At 64.7% G+C, this 15032-nt stretch carries 11 protein-coding genes and 1 pseudogene; 8 read left to right on the top strand and 4 right to left on the bottom strand.

Annotated elements, in window-relative coordinates; translation table 11 throughout:
• Window positions 1-321: 321 nt before the first annotated feature.
• Complete coding sequence (locus ACP7D4_RS16210; protein ID WP_426210091.1) at window positions 322-837, top strand: hypothetical protein; 516 nt, start codon at window positions 322-324, stop codon at window positions 835-837.
• Window positions 838-880: 43 nt separating this feature from the next.
• On the opposite strand, the gene ACP7D4_RS16205 is transcribed toward ACP7D4_RS16210, so the two are convergent.
• A complete protein-coding gene (locus ACP7D4_RS16205; protein ID WP_426210089.1) occupies window positions 881-1072 on the bottom strand; it encodes a hypothetical protein in 192 nt (63 codons plus the stop codon).
• A 464-nt stretch (window positions 1073-1536) separates the two neighbouring features.
• On the opposite strand from ACP7D4_RS16205, the gene ACP7D4_RS16200 reads away from it, so the two are divergent.
• Genes ACP7D4_RS16200 through lnt form a run of 3 tightly spaced genes read left to right on the top strand, consistent with a single transcriptional unit; the run spans window position 1537 to window position 5789 of the window.
• Window positions 1537-2625: an SGNH/GDSL hydrolase family protein gene (locus tag ACP7D4_RS16200; protein ID WP_426210088.1), complete on the top strand. Its 1089-nt coding sequence runs from the start codon at window positions 1537-1539 to the stop codon at window positions 2623-2625.
• 17 nt (window positions 2626-2642) lie between these two features.
• The gene (locus tag ACP7D4_RS16195; RefSeq protein WP_426210086.1) at window positions 2643-3311 is read left to right on the top strand and encodes a hypothetical protein; all 669 of its coding nucleotides are present in this window, start codon (window positions 2643-2645) and stop codon (window positions 3309-3311) included.
• Window positions 3312-3314: 3 nt separating this feature from the next.
• Window positions 3315-5789, top strand: a complete 2475-nt coding sequence (gene lnt, locus ACP7D4_RS16190; RefSeq protein ID WP_426210084.1) for an apolipoprotein N-acyltransferase — start codon at window positions 3315-3317, stop codon at window positions 5787-5789.
• A gap of 31 nt (window positions 5790-5820) precedes the next feature.
• Here lnt and ACP7D4_RS16185 read toward each other — a convergent pair whose 3' ends face one another.
• On the bottom strand, window positions 5821-8253 hold the full coding sequence (locus tag ACP7D4_RS16185; RefSeq protein WP_426210082.1) for an FtsX-like permease family protein: 2433 nt from the start codon (window positions 8251-8253) through the stop codon (window positions 5821-5823).
• Between the two features lie 198 nt (window positions 8254-8451).
• Between ACP7D4_RS16185 and ACP7D4_RS16180 the strand changes: the two genes are divergently transcribed.
• The 4 genes from ACP7D4_RS16180 to ACP7D4_RS16165 all read left to right on the top strand — a co-directional run bounded on the left by ACP7D4_RS16180 (window position 8452) and on the right by ACP7D4_RS16165 (window position 14094).
• Window positions 8452-9489, top strand: a complete 1038-nt coding sequence (locus ACP7D4_RS16180) for an oxidoreductase (RefSeq protein ID WP_426102281.1) — start codon at window positions 8452-8454, stop codon at window positions 9487-9489.
• 151 nt (window positions 9490-9640) lie between these two features.
• Window positions 9641-11617: a CocE/NonD family hydrolase gene (locus ACP7D4_RS16175; protein WP_426210080.1), complete on the top strand. Its 1977-nt coding sequence runs from the start codon at window positions 9641-9643 to the stop codon at window positions 11615-11617.
• 92 nt (window positions 11618-11709) lie between these two features.
• Complete coding sequence (locus ACP7D4_RS16170) at window positions 11710-12777, top strand: SDR family oxidoreductase (protein ID WP_426210078.1); 1068 nt, start codon at window positions 11710-11712, stop codon at window positions 12775-12777.
• Between the two features lie 183 nt (window positions 12778-12960).
• Complete coding sequence (locus ACP7D4_RS16165) at window positions 12961-14094, top strand: glycerophosphodiester phosphodiesterase (RefSeq protein WP_426210196.1); 1134 nt, start codon at window positions 12961-12963, stop codon at window positions 14092-14094.
• Between the two features lie 41 nt (window positions 14095-14135).
• On the opposite strand, the pseudogene ACP7D4_RS16160 reads toward ACP7D4_RS16165, so the two are convergent.
• Together ACP7D4_RS16160 and ACP7D4_RS16155 are read right to left on the bottom strand one after the other, a co-directional pair.
• A pseudogene (locus ACP7D4_RS16160) lies at window positions 14136-14876 on the bottom strand (DUF6920 family protein).
• A complete protein-coding gene (locus ACP7D4_RS16155; RefSeq protein WP_426102287.1) occupies window positions 14839-15021 on the bottom strand; it encodes a hypothetical protein in 183 nt (60 codons plus the stop codon). The pseudogene ACP7D4_RS16160 and the gene ACP7D4_RS16155 overlap by 38 nt, the downstream one beginning before the upstream one ends.
• Window positions 15022-15032 lie beyond the last annotated feature (11 nt).

Below are 15032 nucleotides of genomic sequence, written 5' to 3'. Positions count from 1 at the left end.
TAATTTGCCAAGACCGCCCGTTTTCACCCGATATGACCCGATATGACCCGATATCACTCGATTTCCCCGCGAATTGCCACGCTTTTGGTCCGAAATCGCTCGAACGGTTCGCGAAACGCTTCGATTTGATCGCGAAATTGAACGATCACGGATTACTCGTGTCTAACAATCATGAACGCAGCGCCATCGTAGAAAATCGTTCGCTTTTCGGATCATCGCGTAGTCAAATCTGGCCGTTTCGCATTGCAATCGTGCACAAGCGTATGCACATCGTGCTGAATCGGGCCAAATCGTGCGTTATCGTGCCATAAGGAGAGAACCATGCGTCGCCAGCACCCCGACCACCGGATGGACATCCCTGTTTCTCTACAGGTATATCACCAGCTACTCGGCGCCTCGGCCGCTACTGATTTCGCAAAGGAAGACTGGGAAATCGCGGCTGAAGCAATTGATGAATGGGTCCGGCGCCATAACCCGGATGCGCTTGCCGCTCCCGCAGCCAGCGGCTATCAATGGAAGCGCCTGTTCCTGCCTGACGGCACGCTTTTGCGCACGGTATTCGCCGGGAAAAACTATCACTGCCTGGTCGAGGGCGACCGCATTCTCTACGGAGGAAAAGCGGTGTCGCCAAGCTGCTTTGTCAACGCCGTCGGCGGCATGCGGCGCAATGCATGGCTGTGCACCTGGATACTGTTCCCCGATACCAAGGAATGGAAGCTGGCAGACACCTTGCGCGCGCGGCCGCCCTCGCCGCGCGCGCAAAACCGCCGCCAACCATGCGCCAGCAACACAGGCAGCGCCTGTTCGCCCGGCTGTCAATGGCGCGCCGGTAAATGACGCACCAGCGCCCATGGACGCGCCCAAAGCAAGCGCACCCGAATCACCGCGTTGCGAGCACCCGATGCACGATCGACGCGATCGGCGCGAACGAGTTCCGACAACGAATCCGGGCGGTGAGGACCGCCGCCGCCACCGCTGCGCCGGCATCCCGCTTTCTCCGCCACCGTGCGCGCGCGGCCCAGACCGCCGCAGCAACAGGGACGATGAAATCGCGGCATTGCTCAGACAGCAATTGCTTCCACTCCTGTATGAAATTTGCGCATTCGACGGGATGGCCGCCCCGACCGGCACCGCACCCGTTGCATAGCCTCACTGGCTCCGGCTGGTCGTTTTTGGCCCCTTGTACTCTTTCGCATCGGCCTCCGGCTGGCGTCTTGACACGGCAGTTTCTGCACGGTTATTGGCGTGCCGCTATCGCCGCGCCAACGACGCACGGCGCCAACCGATGGCGGTGCCAACCAGAAACGTGCACGATTAATGGTCCGAGCCCGACGCGCCCCTTTTTTTGCGCAATCCAGCCATCAACCGCCCCGAATACATACATACATACAACACATTTGCAAACATTTAACGTTTACCCGGCGATTTGAATGTTTTGTTAGCAATCATGTGAACTTTTGGCATACATTGGGGAGCAGTTCAATTTCATGGAGAAACCGTACCAACAGATCCGCCCACCTAATAAGGAGACACTACATGAGCATTCGCTTTCGTAATTCCTTGTACCCCCTGCTGCCCGCACTTGTCCTGCTTGCCCACGCTTCCGGCGCGGCCGCCAGCACCTTGAACCAGAACGCCTCGTGGACCATCGACCGCGCCAACACCGCCACCAAGTACCGCGCCGTGGCCTATGGCGACTCGATCTATGCCGGCTACAACGGCTCGGTCAGCAGCGCGGCAAAATACGCGGCGCCGACGGTGAACGCCGAATATCTGTCCGCGCAGTGGGGGTCCGACATCGAAAGCGTGCGCCGCACCAAGTCGGGCGCCGTGGCGTCGGACGTGTACAACAACAAGATCGTCGCAGAGCGCTCGTATATGCAAGCGAGCAACACTCGTGTCGTCACCTTCGAAATGTGCGGCAATGACGGCCTGCAGGCGCGTTCCAGCTTCAAGAGCCAGACCGGCACCTGCAATTACAGCGGCCTGGCTGCCGCCGAAAACAGCTGCAAGACCTACGTGACGGCGGCGATGGATTACATCAACGCCAACGCCTATCCCGGCGTCAAGCTCAAAGTGGTCTCCAACCTGCACTACCCCGGCTATGCGCTCGACAATGTACAAAGTTCGTGCAAGGACGCCATGACCGGCGCGACCGTCAAAATGCAGGACAAGTTCCTGCCCGCCCTGGCCCGGATGAACTTCATGATGTGCGACGTGGCCCGGCAAAAGGGATTTACCTGCGCCGACAATTTCGCCCAGTACATGGGCGCGGACTACGATGCCAACGGCGACGGCCAGGTCGACGCCGACGCGCTGCGCTACGTCGCCGGCGAAAGCGAAGCGAGCTACGTCACCCGCATCACAACAACGCTGCGCCCGACACTGCGCGACGCCAACACGCACTTCGTGTCCTCGAGCAGCAGCTACGACTACATCCAGTCGGACGACACCCACCCAACCTATAACGGCAGCACCATCAGCTCGGGCCTGTTTGGCTCCACCACCGGCACTGGCGCCGCGCGCTACAGTTCCTTCACGGGCGGCAAAAGTCCGATCTGGAACCAGTATGGGCACGAACGCATCGGCTGGGCGGTATCGACCTACAACCCACCCGCACCCTGACCGCCACGCGTAGCTCCTTGCTGACGCCACCTCGTCCAAAGCCAGGGCCGGCCGGCACCGATACCGGTGCCGCCGGCCGCGCCTGGCAAACGTCGCGCGCGCGCCTCGCCGCCGCGCTGTTGCTGGCCGTGGCCGGCCTGGGCGCACTGCTGCTTGCGTGGATGCCGGCGCCGTCCGGCCCGCCCGCCCCCGCGCCTGCGCCGCTGACAACGCAGTCCCCCGGCATGGCGAGCGCCGTGACGCCCAGCCTGCCGCAACCCGGGCAAGCGGCCGCGCAAGCGCGCGCCGCCGAGGGCGACGCCGATCCGACGCCCGACCTTCGCAGTTACGTCGCGCGCGGCGAAAACCCGACCATCGCCCAGGTGATCGAACGCCTGCACGAGCGCGGCGTGTACTCGGGCCTGGGCGCCTTTTCGCCGCCGGGAACCAGCCCGCCCTTGGTTGGACTTGCCGTGCCCGAAGACTTCGTTCTTCCCAAAGGCTATGTCCGCCACCACCAGGCAACCGATGATGGCCAGCGCATCGAAGCCATTTTGATGTTCGCGCCCGACTTCCAGTTGTTGGGCGCCAACGGGCAGCCGGTCGCCATGCCCGGCAACCGCGTCGTACCCGCTGAACTGGCCCCGCTTGGTTTACCGATCCGCCGCATCGTCATCCCTGCCCCAACCGAACCCGCCCGTCCCTGAACCATGGCCCCAATTTACCCTGCAACGATACGCATTGCCGCCGCCATTCTCGCCAGCGCAGCCATGGCGGCGCTGTACGCGCGCGGCGGCGCCGGCTTTATGCTCGGCTTCGTCTTCCTCGTTCCGTGGCTGCGGACGCTGGACGCGAGCCCCACGCTGCCCGGCGCGCTGCTGCGCGCCTGGGTTATGTCAATCGCCTTCACTGCGGGGGCTTTCGGCTGGTTCGGCATCGCTTTCGGGCAGTATGCCCAAGTGGGCGCCGCCACCGGCCTGTCGCTGCTGCTGCTCGCCGCGCCGCTGTTCCAGCCGCAATTTCTGGTCTTTGCCGTGGTGCGCCACGCAAGCCGGCGCCGGCATGGCGCCGCAGTGGGCGCACTGGCGGGCGCAGCGGCGTGGGTGGCCGCAGAATGGCTGCTGCCCAACATGCTCGGGGACACCTTGGGCTACGGCCTGTATCCATCGCCCCTGCTGCGCCAGGGCGCCGACGTGGGCGGCGCCGCCGGGCTCACGCTGCTGCTGCTGCTGGCCAACGAAGCCGTGGCGGCGGCATGGGCGCGGCGCGGCGACGGCGTGCGCGCGATGGCCAGGCCACTCGCGCTGGCCGCGCTTGTGCCGCTGCTGCTGGCCGCCTACGGCCAGGTTGTGCTTTCCGGCCAGATCGCGCCGTCCGGCAAGCCCTTGCGCATGGGACTGATTCAATCAAACATTGTCGCCTACGAACGCCAACGCCAGGAAAAGGGCACCCACGCCGTGGTGCGCGAAGTGCTCGACGCCCATTTCGCAATGAGCTATGACGCCGTCGTGCGCCAGCACGCCGACGCCGTGTTGTGGCCCGAAACCGCCTACCCAACCACGTTCGGCCATCCCAAGAGCGAAGCAGGCGCCCAGTTCGACCGCGACATCGTCGATGTCGTCAATGCTGCCGGCGTGCCCTTCGTGTTCGGCACTTACGATGTCGACCAGGCCGGCGAATACAACGCGGCCGCGTTCGTGCAGCCCGGCACGGGCCTGCTGGGCTTTTATCGCAAGACGCGCCTGTTCCCGTTCACCGAGTATATGCCCGCCTGGCTCGACGGGCCGGCCGTGCGGCGCGCCCTGCCGTGGAGCGGCAACTGGCGCGCCGGCAACGGTGCCCGCGTGTTTCCCTTGCGCCTGCGAGATGGCCGCGAAGTTCCAGTGCTGCCCCTGATCTGCCTGGACGATGTCGATCCCGGCCTTGCCATCGACGGCGCGCGGCTGGGCGCGCAAGCGATCCTGACAATGTCGAACGATTCCTGGTTCACCGCCACGCCGCTGGGCGCGCACATGCACCAGAGCGCGGCGGCGTTTCGTAGTATTGAAACGCGGCTGCCGCAATTTCGGGTCACCACCAACGGCTACAGCGCCGTGATCGACGCCACCGGCAGCGTCCTGGCAGGCACGCGCATGGGCGAACGCACGCTGGTGATTGCCGACGTACCGCTGCGCACGCCGGCGCCCACGCTGATGGTCAGGTGGGGCAACTGGGTCGGGCTGGCCGCCAGCGCGGCGCTGCTGCTGCTGGCCGCGTTGTCGGCCTACCCGTCGCGGCGCGGCGGCGTGACGGGCGCGCCGGCCGGCCTTGCCGTCACGCGGCCGCTGCAAGTTACGGGTCTACAAGTGTTCGTGTTGCCGCCCACCGCCCGTCTGGCGGCCGCTGTGTTGCGCGCCTGTGCGCGCGGCGGCCTGCTCTGGATGTGCGCGGCCCTGCTGCTCAACGAAGCCCTGCGCACCAACACCTTGGCCCAAGTGCGCATGTTCACCGGCGTTTTTCTGGCGCCGGAGGCGGGGGCGTGGTGCGTGCTGGCGCTGTTTTCGGCACAGGCCTCAGTGGCCAACGGCGCCCTGGTGCTCGCGCGCGGCGCGCATCGCTTCGAGCTCGCCCTTGCCGACATTGCGGCGGTGCGTGTATGGTCCGTCGCCCTTCCCTGTCCCGGCATTGCCCTGCAGCTTGCGTCCGGGGCGCGCTGGCGCTACGGCCTGGCGTTGGCCAACCCCAACCTGCTGGCCGCTGCACTGGCCGGCGCCGGCGCACCCGCGCCGCGCCAACGCACGCGCCTGCAAGCGGTGCTGCAGGCCTATGTGCAAGCCGGCCTGGCGATCCGGCGCACGCGGCTCGACCATCCGCTTGCCAAGTATGTACTGCTGCCGCTCGCGCTGGCCATACCCGCTTTCCACCTGCAGCAGCAAATTGCCTATGGCGGCGCGTTTGGCGAGTATTACAGTTTTGGTCTGAAGGCTTACCTCACCGCCTTTGCATTGTGGTGGGCCGCCTGGTCGATCGGCGTGGTGCTTACCGAAGCGCTGCTGCGGGCGGCAACCGACGCCGGTACGCTGCTGGCGGCCTTGGTGCGCCCCGCGCAGGCGAGCGCCCTGCGGTACAGGCTGCAACGCTGCAGCCACGCCGCGCTGTTTTTGGGCCTGCCGGCGTGGCTCTTGGTGACGGTCTACGGTGCGTAAGCACCGGCGCAACCACAGCTTGTAGTGTCAGTCAGCGCAGCAACTGGCCGGGACGCAAGGCGAGCGCGCCCGATGCATGGCGCAGCGCCGCCAGCAGCGCGACCAGCACAACTCCGGCCAGCGCCAGCCAGGGTGTGGTCCAGACCAGCGACGCGCGTTCGACGAAGCCTGCCTGGTACCGGGCAATCCCGATAAAGGCCAGCGGCAAGCCGAGCACGGCCGCCGCCAGCATCAGCGCACCCAACTCGCGTCCCAGCAGCATGCCGACCTGCACTTTGCCCGCGCCGTACAGCTTGCGCAAGACGATTTCGCGCGAGCGGCGCTGCACCATATGGCCCGACAGGGCGTACATGCCGAACGCGGCGATTGCCAGCGCCACGCCGGTGGCAAGCACCAGCAGCCTGGCCAGCCGGGCGTCGCCCGCGTAATTGGCGGCCAATACATCGGCTGCGCGCTGCGTATGCATCAACGCATCGGGAAAATAGCGGGGCCAGAGGCGCGCCACCGCTTGTTCCACGTCGGCCACGGACCCGCTCGCCCGTACGCTCAGCGTGCCGGCCCAGTCGATGCCCAGCTCGTAGATTGTCGCGCCCGGCTCGTCGCGCAGGGAGCGGAACCGCAGTTGCGGCGCGATCCCGATGACCCGGTAGGACAGCAGCTTGCCGTCTTCGGTGGTGCGCTGCAGCGTCTGCCCCACCGCCGCCTCGGGCGAGGCAAAGCCGAGCTGGCGGACGGCGATGGCATTCAGCACGACCGGGACGCCATCGTTTTCCTTGTCGATGCCTGCATCGAACAGGCGGCCGGCGAGCGGGCGCAAGCCATACACTTCAAAGAAATTGGTGTCGACCATCTTCGCTTCCATCGAGACCGCGGCCTGGCCCTCACGCATCAGATCGTGGATTACATCGCTGCCGAAGCGGCCAACAACGTGCTCGGACAGGACCACGCCTTGCACGCCCGGTTGCCGGCCCAGTTCGCTCAAAAAGCCGCGCACGGCAGCGCTCTTTTTGCCGCGCTCGGGCAGGTCGACGATCAGCAAGGGCGCGGAATCAAAACCGGGCGCGGCATGCATCGCGAAGCTAGTCTGCACCGACATCCCCATGGCCAGGCTTGCCAGTCCGATCGCGGTGCCCATTTGCAGCACCGTCAGCAGCGCGCGCAAGCGCGCGCCAAGCGCCGATTCAGCGTTGACGCGCCCTTCCAGCGCCTGCGCCGGTCTGACTTTCAAGGCCGTCAGCGCCGGCTGGATCGCCGCCACGATGCCGATCAGCACGCCCAGCAGCAGCGCCAGCGCCACGTTCGGCGCCGAAAAGAGCGTGTCGAGCTTGCGGTTGACCAGTTCGGAAAACAGCGGCAAGGCCAGCCACGCCATCAGCAGGCCAAGCACGGTGGCAAGCATCGACACGACCAGCGATTCGGCCAGGAACTGCAGCACGACCCGGCGCACGCTCGCGCCAAGTACCTTGCGCATGCCAATTTCGCGCTGGCGCCGCAATACGCGCGCCGTGGCCAGGTTCACATAATTGATGGCGCCAATGACCAGGATCAGCACCGCCACCAGCGCCAGCGCGGCCACCGTTGTCCGGTCGCCCCGATCCCCGGGCGCGCCGACCGGATTGCGCGCCACATCCTGGTCGAAATACGCTTCGCGCAAGGGCGAGAGCGCCAGCTCCATGACCTTGCGCCGGCCGAGCCGGGCGCGCACTGCCGGCGGCACGCCCTGCACGCCAGGGGCGTTGTCAATGATTGCCTGCAGCGACATGGCGATAGCATTCGTTTGCGCGCCTGGCGCAATGCGCAGCAGCAAACGGCCCCATGCGCCATGTTCGCCGGTTTGCAGTTCGGTGCGCATCTCGGGCGAGGTCAGCACTGAATGAACGCCGTACAGCGCCTCGAATGGAATGGTGGTGTTGGCCGGCCGATCGCGCACAATCGCACGCACGCGCAGCACCTTGTCGCCGATGTGCAGCGTCCGGTCCAGCGCAGGCGCGCCGCCGAACAGGCGCCGCGCCGTGCTCTGGGTTAATGCCAAACCGTCCGGGCGGCTCAAGGCCGCGTCCAGGTCCCCTTCCAGGGCGGACAGCCCCAGCATGCCGGCAAAATGCGGCAGCACCAGCAGGCTTGGCATTGTTTGCAGCGTGTTCCCAACCTTGACCGTGGGCGGATCGACGCGAAAAAAGGCGGTGGCATCGGCCACGCCCGGCGTCTTGAGCGCCGCTTCGCGCAGCAGCAACGGCGCCTGGTCGAACCAGGGGGCCTTCGGGTCCACGTTGAACTTTTGCTTGACGACGTAGATGTGGTCAACGCCAGGCACGGCGGCATCGTAACGCCAGGAATACTGGACAAAACCGAGCAGCAACAAACACGCCCCCAGGCCAATGGCAAGGCCGAGGATGGCAATGGCCGAATAAACCGGTTCCTGGACCAGGTGGCGCGCGCCTATGCGGAAATCAGCTAGTTTCATGGTGTGCCTTATTGCTGTGAACGGACATGGGCGGGCATTGGCAAATGTTGCCAGCTACGCTACAGACTTGCAATATACTGTAAAATTGCTACTTTATAGAGAAATATTTACTATTAAGTAGCAATACGACGGATGGGCGGCAGTGATGCTATCGTGCGAACAGGCAAATGCCTTGATGGCTCACAGGACAATCAGCTCATGCAAAATCTACATGTTGGCGTCGTCGGCTACGGCTACGCGTCAGCCACCTTTCACATTCCCCTGATCCGCGCCACGCCCGGCCTGACGCTGTCGTGCATTGCCAGCAGCAAGGCACCCATCACCCAGCAAGCGCTGCCGGACGTTGCCGTCGCAGGCAGTCCCGCCGCGCTGTTTGCCAACAGCGACATCGACCTGGTCGTGATTGCAACGCCGAACGACACCCACTATCGGCTCGCCGCTGCCGCGCTGGAAGCGGGCAAGCATGTCGTCGTCGACAAGCCTTTCGCGCTCGACGTGGCCGAGGCAAGCCGGTTGATCGCGCTCGCCGAGCGCCACGGCCGCCAGCTGTCGGTATTCCACAACCGGCGCTGGGATGGCGACTTTCTCGGCGTTGCCCGGCTGATCGACAGTGGCCAGCTGGGCGCCGTGCGCCACTTCGAATCCCATTTCGATCGCTATCGGCCTGTCGTGCTGGAGCGCTGGCGCGAATCGGCCGCTGCCGGTGGCGGCCTGTGGTACGACCTCGGCATCCACCTGGCCGACCAGGCGCTGCAATTGTTCGGCAGGCCGTCCACTGTCTGGCTCGACTTGCAGCGCCAGCGCGACGGCGCGCTCGCTGACGACTGGTTCCATGCCGTGTTGCACTACGCGGGCTTGCGCGTGATTTTGCACGCATCCGCCCTGGCGGCAGCACCGGCGCCGCGCTTCGTGCTACACGGCACGGCCGGCAGCTTCGTCAAATACGGGCTCGACACCCAGGAGGCGGCGCTCAAACGCGGCGAACGGCCGGGCAGTGCAGGCTGGGGCGACGATCCGCTGCCTGGCACCTTGACGCTCGGCCAGGTGGCAGAAGAAACGCTCTACCCCGGCCAAGCCGGCGACTACACCGTGTATTACGCGGCAATGCGCGACGCCATCAATCTGGGCACGCCCCTGCCCGTAACGCCGCAATCGGCCTGCGATGCGCTCGAAATTATCGAACTGGGATTGGACAGCGCGCGCAGCGGCCGTGTTGTGAAACTGCCGCCGCGCTGACAACGGCGGCGTCAATACAAACATTGCCGGCACATGCCTGCCGCGCCTGCGGCACAGGGAAATTGCAATTCATTACCGAAAACCTGAGCAATGGTGTACATTTCAGCGTCTAGCGAAGCACCCGTTTCGCCGCCAAACCGGAGCCATTTGCATGCCGATGCACGTCCTTCGTCTTACCCGCCTTGCCGTTGCCGCCGGCGCCCTGTTGTTGACCCAAGGAATGACCCAAGGCGCGCTGGCACAGTCACCCGCATCGTCAGGCAACGCGCTGCCCAGCGAAACGCCCGCCAAATTTGTCGCCCCTACCGCCAGCTTCGACTACGAACGGCGCATCGTCATGATTCCCATGCGCGACGGAGTCAAGCTCAAGACCGTGATCGTGGTGCCAAAGGGCGCCAAGGGGGCCGGCATGCTGCTCACCCGAACGCCCTACAATGCGGGCGAACTCACTTCGCACGCGCAAAGTTCCCAGATGGGATCGATCCTGCAGGGCTACGACAACGCCACCGACGTCATCGTGGACGAAGGCTATATCCGCGTGATCCAGGATATCCGCGGCAAGTACGGCTCGGAAGGCGATTACGTCATGAACCGCCCCATGCGCGGCCCGCTCAACCCGACCGAAGTCGACCATTCGACCGACACCTTCGACACCATCGACTGGCTGGTCAAGAATGTGTCGGAATCGAACGGCAAGGTAGGCATCATCGGCATTTCCTATGACGGCTACCTGGCGCTGACGGCGCTGGTCAACCCGCATCCGGCGCTCAAAGTGTCGGTGCCGATGAATCCGATGGTGGACGGCTGGCGCGGGGACGACTGGTTCCATAACGGCGCCTTCCGGCAAATCAATATGTCGTACATGCTGGAACAAGTGGTCACGCGCGACAATGACGCCAAGTGGTTCAGCAGCCACTTTGACGATTACGATACTTTCATGCGGGCCGGCTCGGCGGGCGACCTGGCACGCCAGCGCGGACTCGAACAAAGCGGCTTCTGGCAGAAAGTGGCCGCCCACCCATCCTACGATGCGTTCTGGCAGCAGCAAGCCATGGATACCATCCTGGCGCGCCAGCCGCTCACCGTGCCCACCATGCTGGTGCACAGCCTGTGGGACGCGGAAGACATTTATGGCGCCATTGCCCTGTACAAGGCACTCAAGCCGGGCGACCGCAACAACAATGTATTTCTGACCATCGGGCCGTGGCAGCACGGCGGCGCGATCGGCGACGTGAGCAACCTGGGCGCCATCAAGTTCTCGGCCGACACCGGCCTGTACTGGCGCCAGGAAGTGCTGCGCCCATTCCTGGCCCGTTACCTGAAAAATATCCCAGGCAACGCCGCCGCCACCGCCACCGTAGCCCCGGTCACCGCCTTCGAGACCGGCACCAACAAGTGGCGCGCGCTGCCGTCGTGGCCGGCCGGGTGTGCCAGCGCCTGCACCATAACGCCCACGCTGCTGCGCTTGGGTGCGGGACAGAAGCTGACGCTAGGCGGCGCCGCCGGCAGCGGCTTTGACGAATACGTCTCGGACCCGGCCAAGCCGGTACCGTTTCGGGCGCGGCCCATCGCCCCCATGGGTTACAGCGATGCCAAGGGCCAGACCTGGCCGCGCTGGCTGGTCGACGACCAGCGCGAAGCGTCGGGCCGGACCGATGTGCTGACCTATGTCTCCGACGTGCTCGGCGCACCGCTCAAGATCAGCGGCGAGCCGCTGGCAAGGCTGAATGCCTCGACCAGCGGCACGGACGGCGACTGGGTCGTCAAGCTGATCGACGTCTATCCCGACCAGGTGGCGGCGCAGCCGGAAATGGGTGGCTACCAGTTGATGGTGTCGGCCGATATTTTCCGCGGGCGCTACCGGGAAAGCCTGGAAACGGCGCACCCGATCGCTGCCGGAAAAACGCTGCCGTACCGCTTTGCGCTGCCCACGGCCAACCACGTTTTCTTGCCCGGCCACCGGATCATGGTGCAAGTGCAGTCGAGCTGGTTCCCGCTCTACGACCGCAACCCACAAACGTTTGTTCCGAATATCTTCTGGGCCAAGCCGGGCGACTATCGCAAGGCCACGCAGCGGGTGTTTCACGATAGTTACATTGAGTTGCCGACGGTAGGTGCAGGCGGCTAGTCCTCCTGTGTTGGTATTACTCGCCGCATGGCAACATTAAAGCGCCCCCTCCCGACGCCACGTACAATCGATTTTTAAGCTCGGGAGATTTCATGAAACGCACGGCACTGGTTGCAGGCATCACTGGCATTGGCGGCAATTATGTCGCTCGACAATTGCTCGCGGAGGGATGGGAAGTCATCGGCCTATCCCGCCGTCCGCCCCGCGACTTGCCCGCCGTTCGCCACGTCGCCGCGGACCTGCTGGACCCGGCAGCGCTTGCGAGCGCCCTGTCGGACATTTCACCCACCCATGTTTTCATCACCACCTGGATGCGCCAAGCGACCGAGGCCGACAATATTCGCGTCAATGCCGCACTGGTGCGCAATTTGCTCGATGCGCTCTCGCCCAAAAAAACGCTGCGCCACGTCGCCTTGGTGACCGGACTGAAGCATTACCTCGGCCCCTTTGAAGCCTACGCCAGTTCAGGCACGCTGCCCGACACGCCACTGCGCGAAAGCCAGCCGCGCCTGCCGCTGGAAAACTTTTATTACGCCCAGGAAGACGAGCTGCACGCCGCCGCGGCGCGCGACCGTTTCACCTGGACCGTGCACCGTCCCCATACCATGATCGGCTTAGCCGTTGGCAACGCCATGAACCTTGGCACCACGCTCGCCGTGTATGCAACGCTGTGCAAGGAGACGGGCCGCCCGTTCCAGTTTCCCGGTTCAGCCGCCCAGTGGAATGGTCTGTCGGACGTCACCGATGCACGCATGCTGGCCCGGCAGCTGGTGTGGGCTGCAGACACAGATGCTGCCCGCAATGAAGCATTCAACATCGTCAATGGCGACGTTTTCCGCTGGAGCTGGCTGTGGCCCAGGCTGGGCGCGTGGTTCGGCGTGCAGTCGGCAGGCTTGCAAGACACGGTCCGCCCTCTGGAAACTGCGATGGGGCATGACCACGCGCTCTGGCGCGCCCTGGCCGAACGCCACGCCCTGGCCGAACCCGACCTCGATCGACTGGCTTCGGCCTGGCATACCGATCTCGATCTGGGCCGGCCGCTCGAGGTCATGACCGACATGGCCAACAGCCGGCGGCTCGGCTTTAGCGCCTATCAGGCAACAGAGGCGTCGTTCCTTGACTTGTTCGAGCGCCTGCGGGCCGAACGCCTGATTCCCTGATCGCCTGATTTTTTGAACCCGTCGCTTTACAAGCCGATCTGCCAAGCGGCCGATTCGGCCCGGTCACGCTGCTGTCACGCGGGCTTGCTACGCTTTTGTTGAGCTTGCAATGTTTCCTCAACTTTATCCGGAGCCCACATGAAACGCGCTACACTTGCCCCCGTTCCAAGCCGTATCCACCCCATGCTCGCCACCACCATTGCCACTGTCGTCGTCTCCCTGCTCAATGCATGCGGAGGTCAGCAAGACGACCTGCAAAACCCAGGTAGCGCATGGCCGCCCACACCGGCCGTGACAGGCCACCGCGGCGCGTCCGCGCTGCGCCCTGAGCACACCTTGGCTTCGTACCTGCAGGCAATCGACGACGGCGCCGACATTATCGAGCCCGACCTGGTCGCCACCAAGGACGGCGTGCTGGTGGCGCGTCATGAAAACGACATCAGCGGCACCACCAACGTTGCCGCCGCCAGCGCTTTCGCCGCGCGCAAAACCACCAAGACCATCGACGGCGTGCCAGTGAACGGCTGGTTCACCGAAGACTTCACCCTGGCCGAGCTCAAGACGCTGCGGGCAAAGGAACGCATTCCTGCCAACCGCCCCGCCAATGCCGCCTTTGACGGTCAGTTCGAGATTCCCACCTTGCAGGAAGTGATCGACCTGGTCAAAAAGGAAAGCGCGGCGCGCCACAAGGTTATCGGCATTTACCCCGAAACCAAGCACCCGAGCTATTTCAAATCCATCGGCCTGCCGCTCGAAAAGCGCTTGGTCGATCAGCTGGTCGCCAGCGGCTATCGCGGCAAGGCGGCGGCGGTATTCATTCAATCGTTTGAAGTGGCCAACTTGAAAGAGCTGCGCGGCATGACCGACATGCGCATCGTGCAACTAATCGACAATCCAAAAAATCCGCCTGCCCCGAATGGCGCGCCCCGCAATGCGCCCTACGACTTCGTGGCCGCGGGCAGTGCGCGCACCTATGCCGACATGGTCACCCCTGCCGGTTTAAAGGACATTGCAGCGTACGCCGACGTGGTGTCGCCTTACAAGGAAGTCATCATTGCGCGCACCGCCGCCAATGAACTGGGCACCCCGACCAGCTTCGTGGCCGACGCCAAGGCGGCAGGATTGAAAGTGCACACCTGGACCTTGCGCCCCGAAAATCCATTCCTGCCCGTTAGCTTGCGCAAGCCCGACGTGGCGTCGCTGACGCAGCGTGGCGACTCGGTAGCCGAAATCAACGCCTACCTAAAGGCAGGTATTGATGGCTTTTTCACCGACGACCCGGCCGTGGGCCGCGCCGCCGTCACGGCATTCAAGTAGCCGCGCTGCGGCGATGCAGCGCTGCGCGCCGCCAGCAGGCATCAGTCGGCATAGGCGTGGACGATCGATGTCATTTCCCCACGCCAGTAGGGATGCATGCCGTCAAGCAGCATCCACGCCACCTCGCCGTTGAGCGGCACCAGCATCCCGCCCCTGTCCTGATAGCCCCAAAAGCGGCCTCGCCAGGGCGTGGGGACGGTCTGTCCACCCACGGTGCGGCCACGCGCACGCGCGTCGATGCCTGCTACCAAACCTTGTTCATCGAAGCTAAAGTCCAGGCTGACCGTGACCGCGCCGTCCGTCAGCGTGGCACGCGCGCACTGCGCATCGGCTGCTTCCCAACTGACGCCCTGACCGGGTAGCAAGGCCGTCGGATACCAGACCGCTTCGGCAAGAAAGCGCAACAGCTCGCCCTGTGCCCTGTCCAGCGTGCCGCGCAGATCGGCCACGGTGACCAGGCCGAACAAGGCGGCGCGCAACCTTCCCTCGCCGCCGATGCAGGCGTCGTGCACCAGTACCGGCACGCCGGGCAACATGCTTATTCGTGCATTCCAGTCAAACCCCGGGCGCGCCGTCACGATCTGCTGATCGGAGGTAAACGTTTTTCATTGCGTGCCCGCCTCGTTCATGTTCATGCTGCCACGGTGAAGCACGTGCGCGCCGGCCACCATTGGCTTGCCATCCGTGAGCACGAGGCGCAGATAGCGCTGCACCGGCGCCGGCAAGCCTTCGAGGGTGGAAAAGTCAAATGCGGGCCGGCGTGATGGACGTGCGGCCGGCATCGAGCGCAGCGCGCAGATCCCCCGTTCCTGCCTTCCAGCGGTGAGCGCTCCAGGCAACGACTGCGGCGCCGAGAACGGCAAACAACAAGAGGGAAACGCGTGTGGCGAGCATGGCGGCGACCTGGCGCGCAGAAGTCGACGCCAAGGCAGCAGCGT

The organism is Massilia sp. TWP1-3-3 (assembly GCF_049897805.1).
Classification (GTDB): Bacteria; Pseudomonadota; Gammaproteobacteria; order Burkholderiales; family Burkholderiaceae_D; genus Telluria_A.
This window is presented reverse-complemented; position numbering and strand designations above follow the sequence as displayed.

Bases quoted from the DNA above. Each gene is read 5' to 3' on its own strand.
- ACP7D4_RS16210 (WP_426210091.1), top strand. From the start codon at position 322: ATGCGTCGCCAGCACCCCGACCACCGGATGGACATCCCTGTTTCTCTA.
- ACP7D4_RS16200 (WP_426210088.1), top strand. From the start codon at position 1,537: ATGAGCATTCGCTTTCGTAATTCCTTGTACCCCCTGCTGCCCGCACTT.
- lnt (WP_426210084.1), top strand. From the start codon at position 3,315: ATGGCCCCAATTTACCCTGCAACGATACGCATTGCCGCCGCCATTCTC.
- ACP7D4_RS16185 (WP_426210082.1), bottom strand. From the start codon at position 8,253: ATGAAACTAGCTGATTTCCGCATAGGCGCGCGCCACCTGGTCCAGGAA.
- ACP7D4_RS16180 (WP_426102281.1), top strand. From the start codon at position 8,452: ATGCAAAATCTACATGTTGGCGTCGTCGGCTACGGCTACGCGTCAGCC.
- ACP7D4_RS16175 (WP_426210080.1), top strand. From the start codon at position 9,641: ATGCCGATGCACGTCCTTCGTCTTACCCGCCTTGCCGTTGCCGCCGGC.
- ACP7D4_RS16170 (WP_426210078.1), top strand. From the start codon at position 11,710: ATGAAACGCACGGCACTGGTTGCAGGCATCACTGGCATTGGCGGCAAT.
- ACP7D4_RS16165 (WP_426210196.1), top strand. From the start codon at position 12,961: ATGCTCGCCACCACCATTGCCACTGTCGTCGTCTCCCTGCTCAATGCA.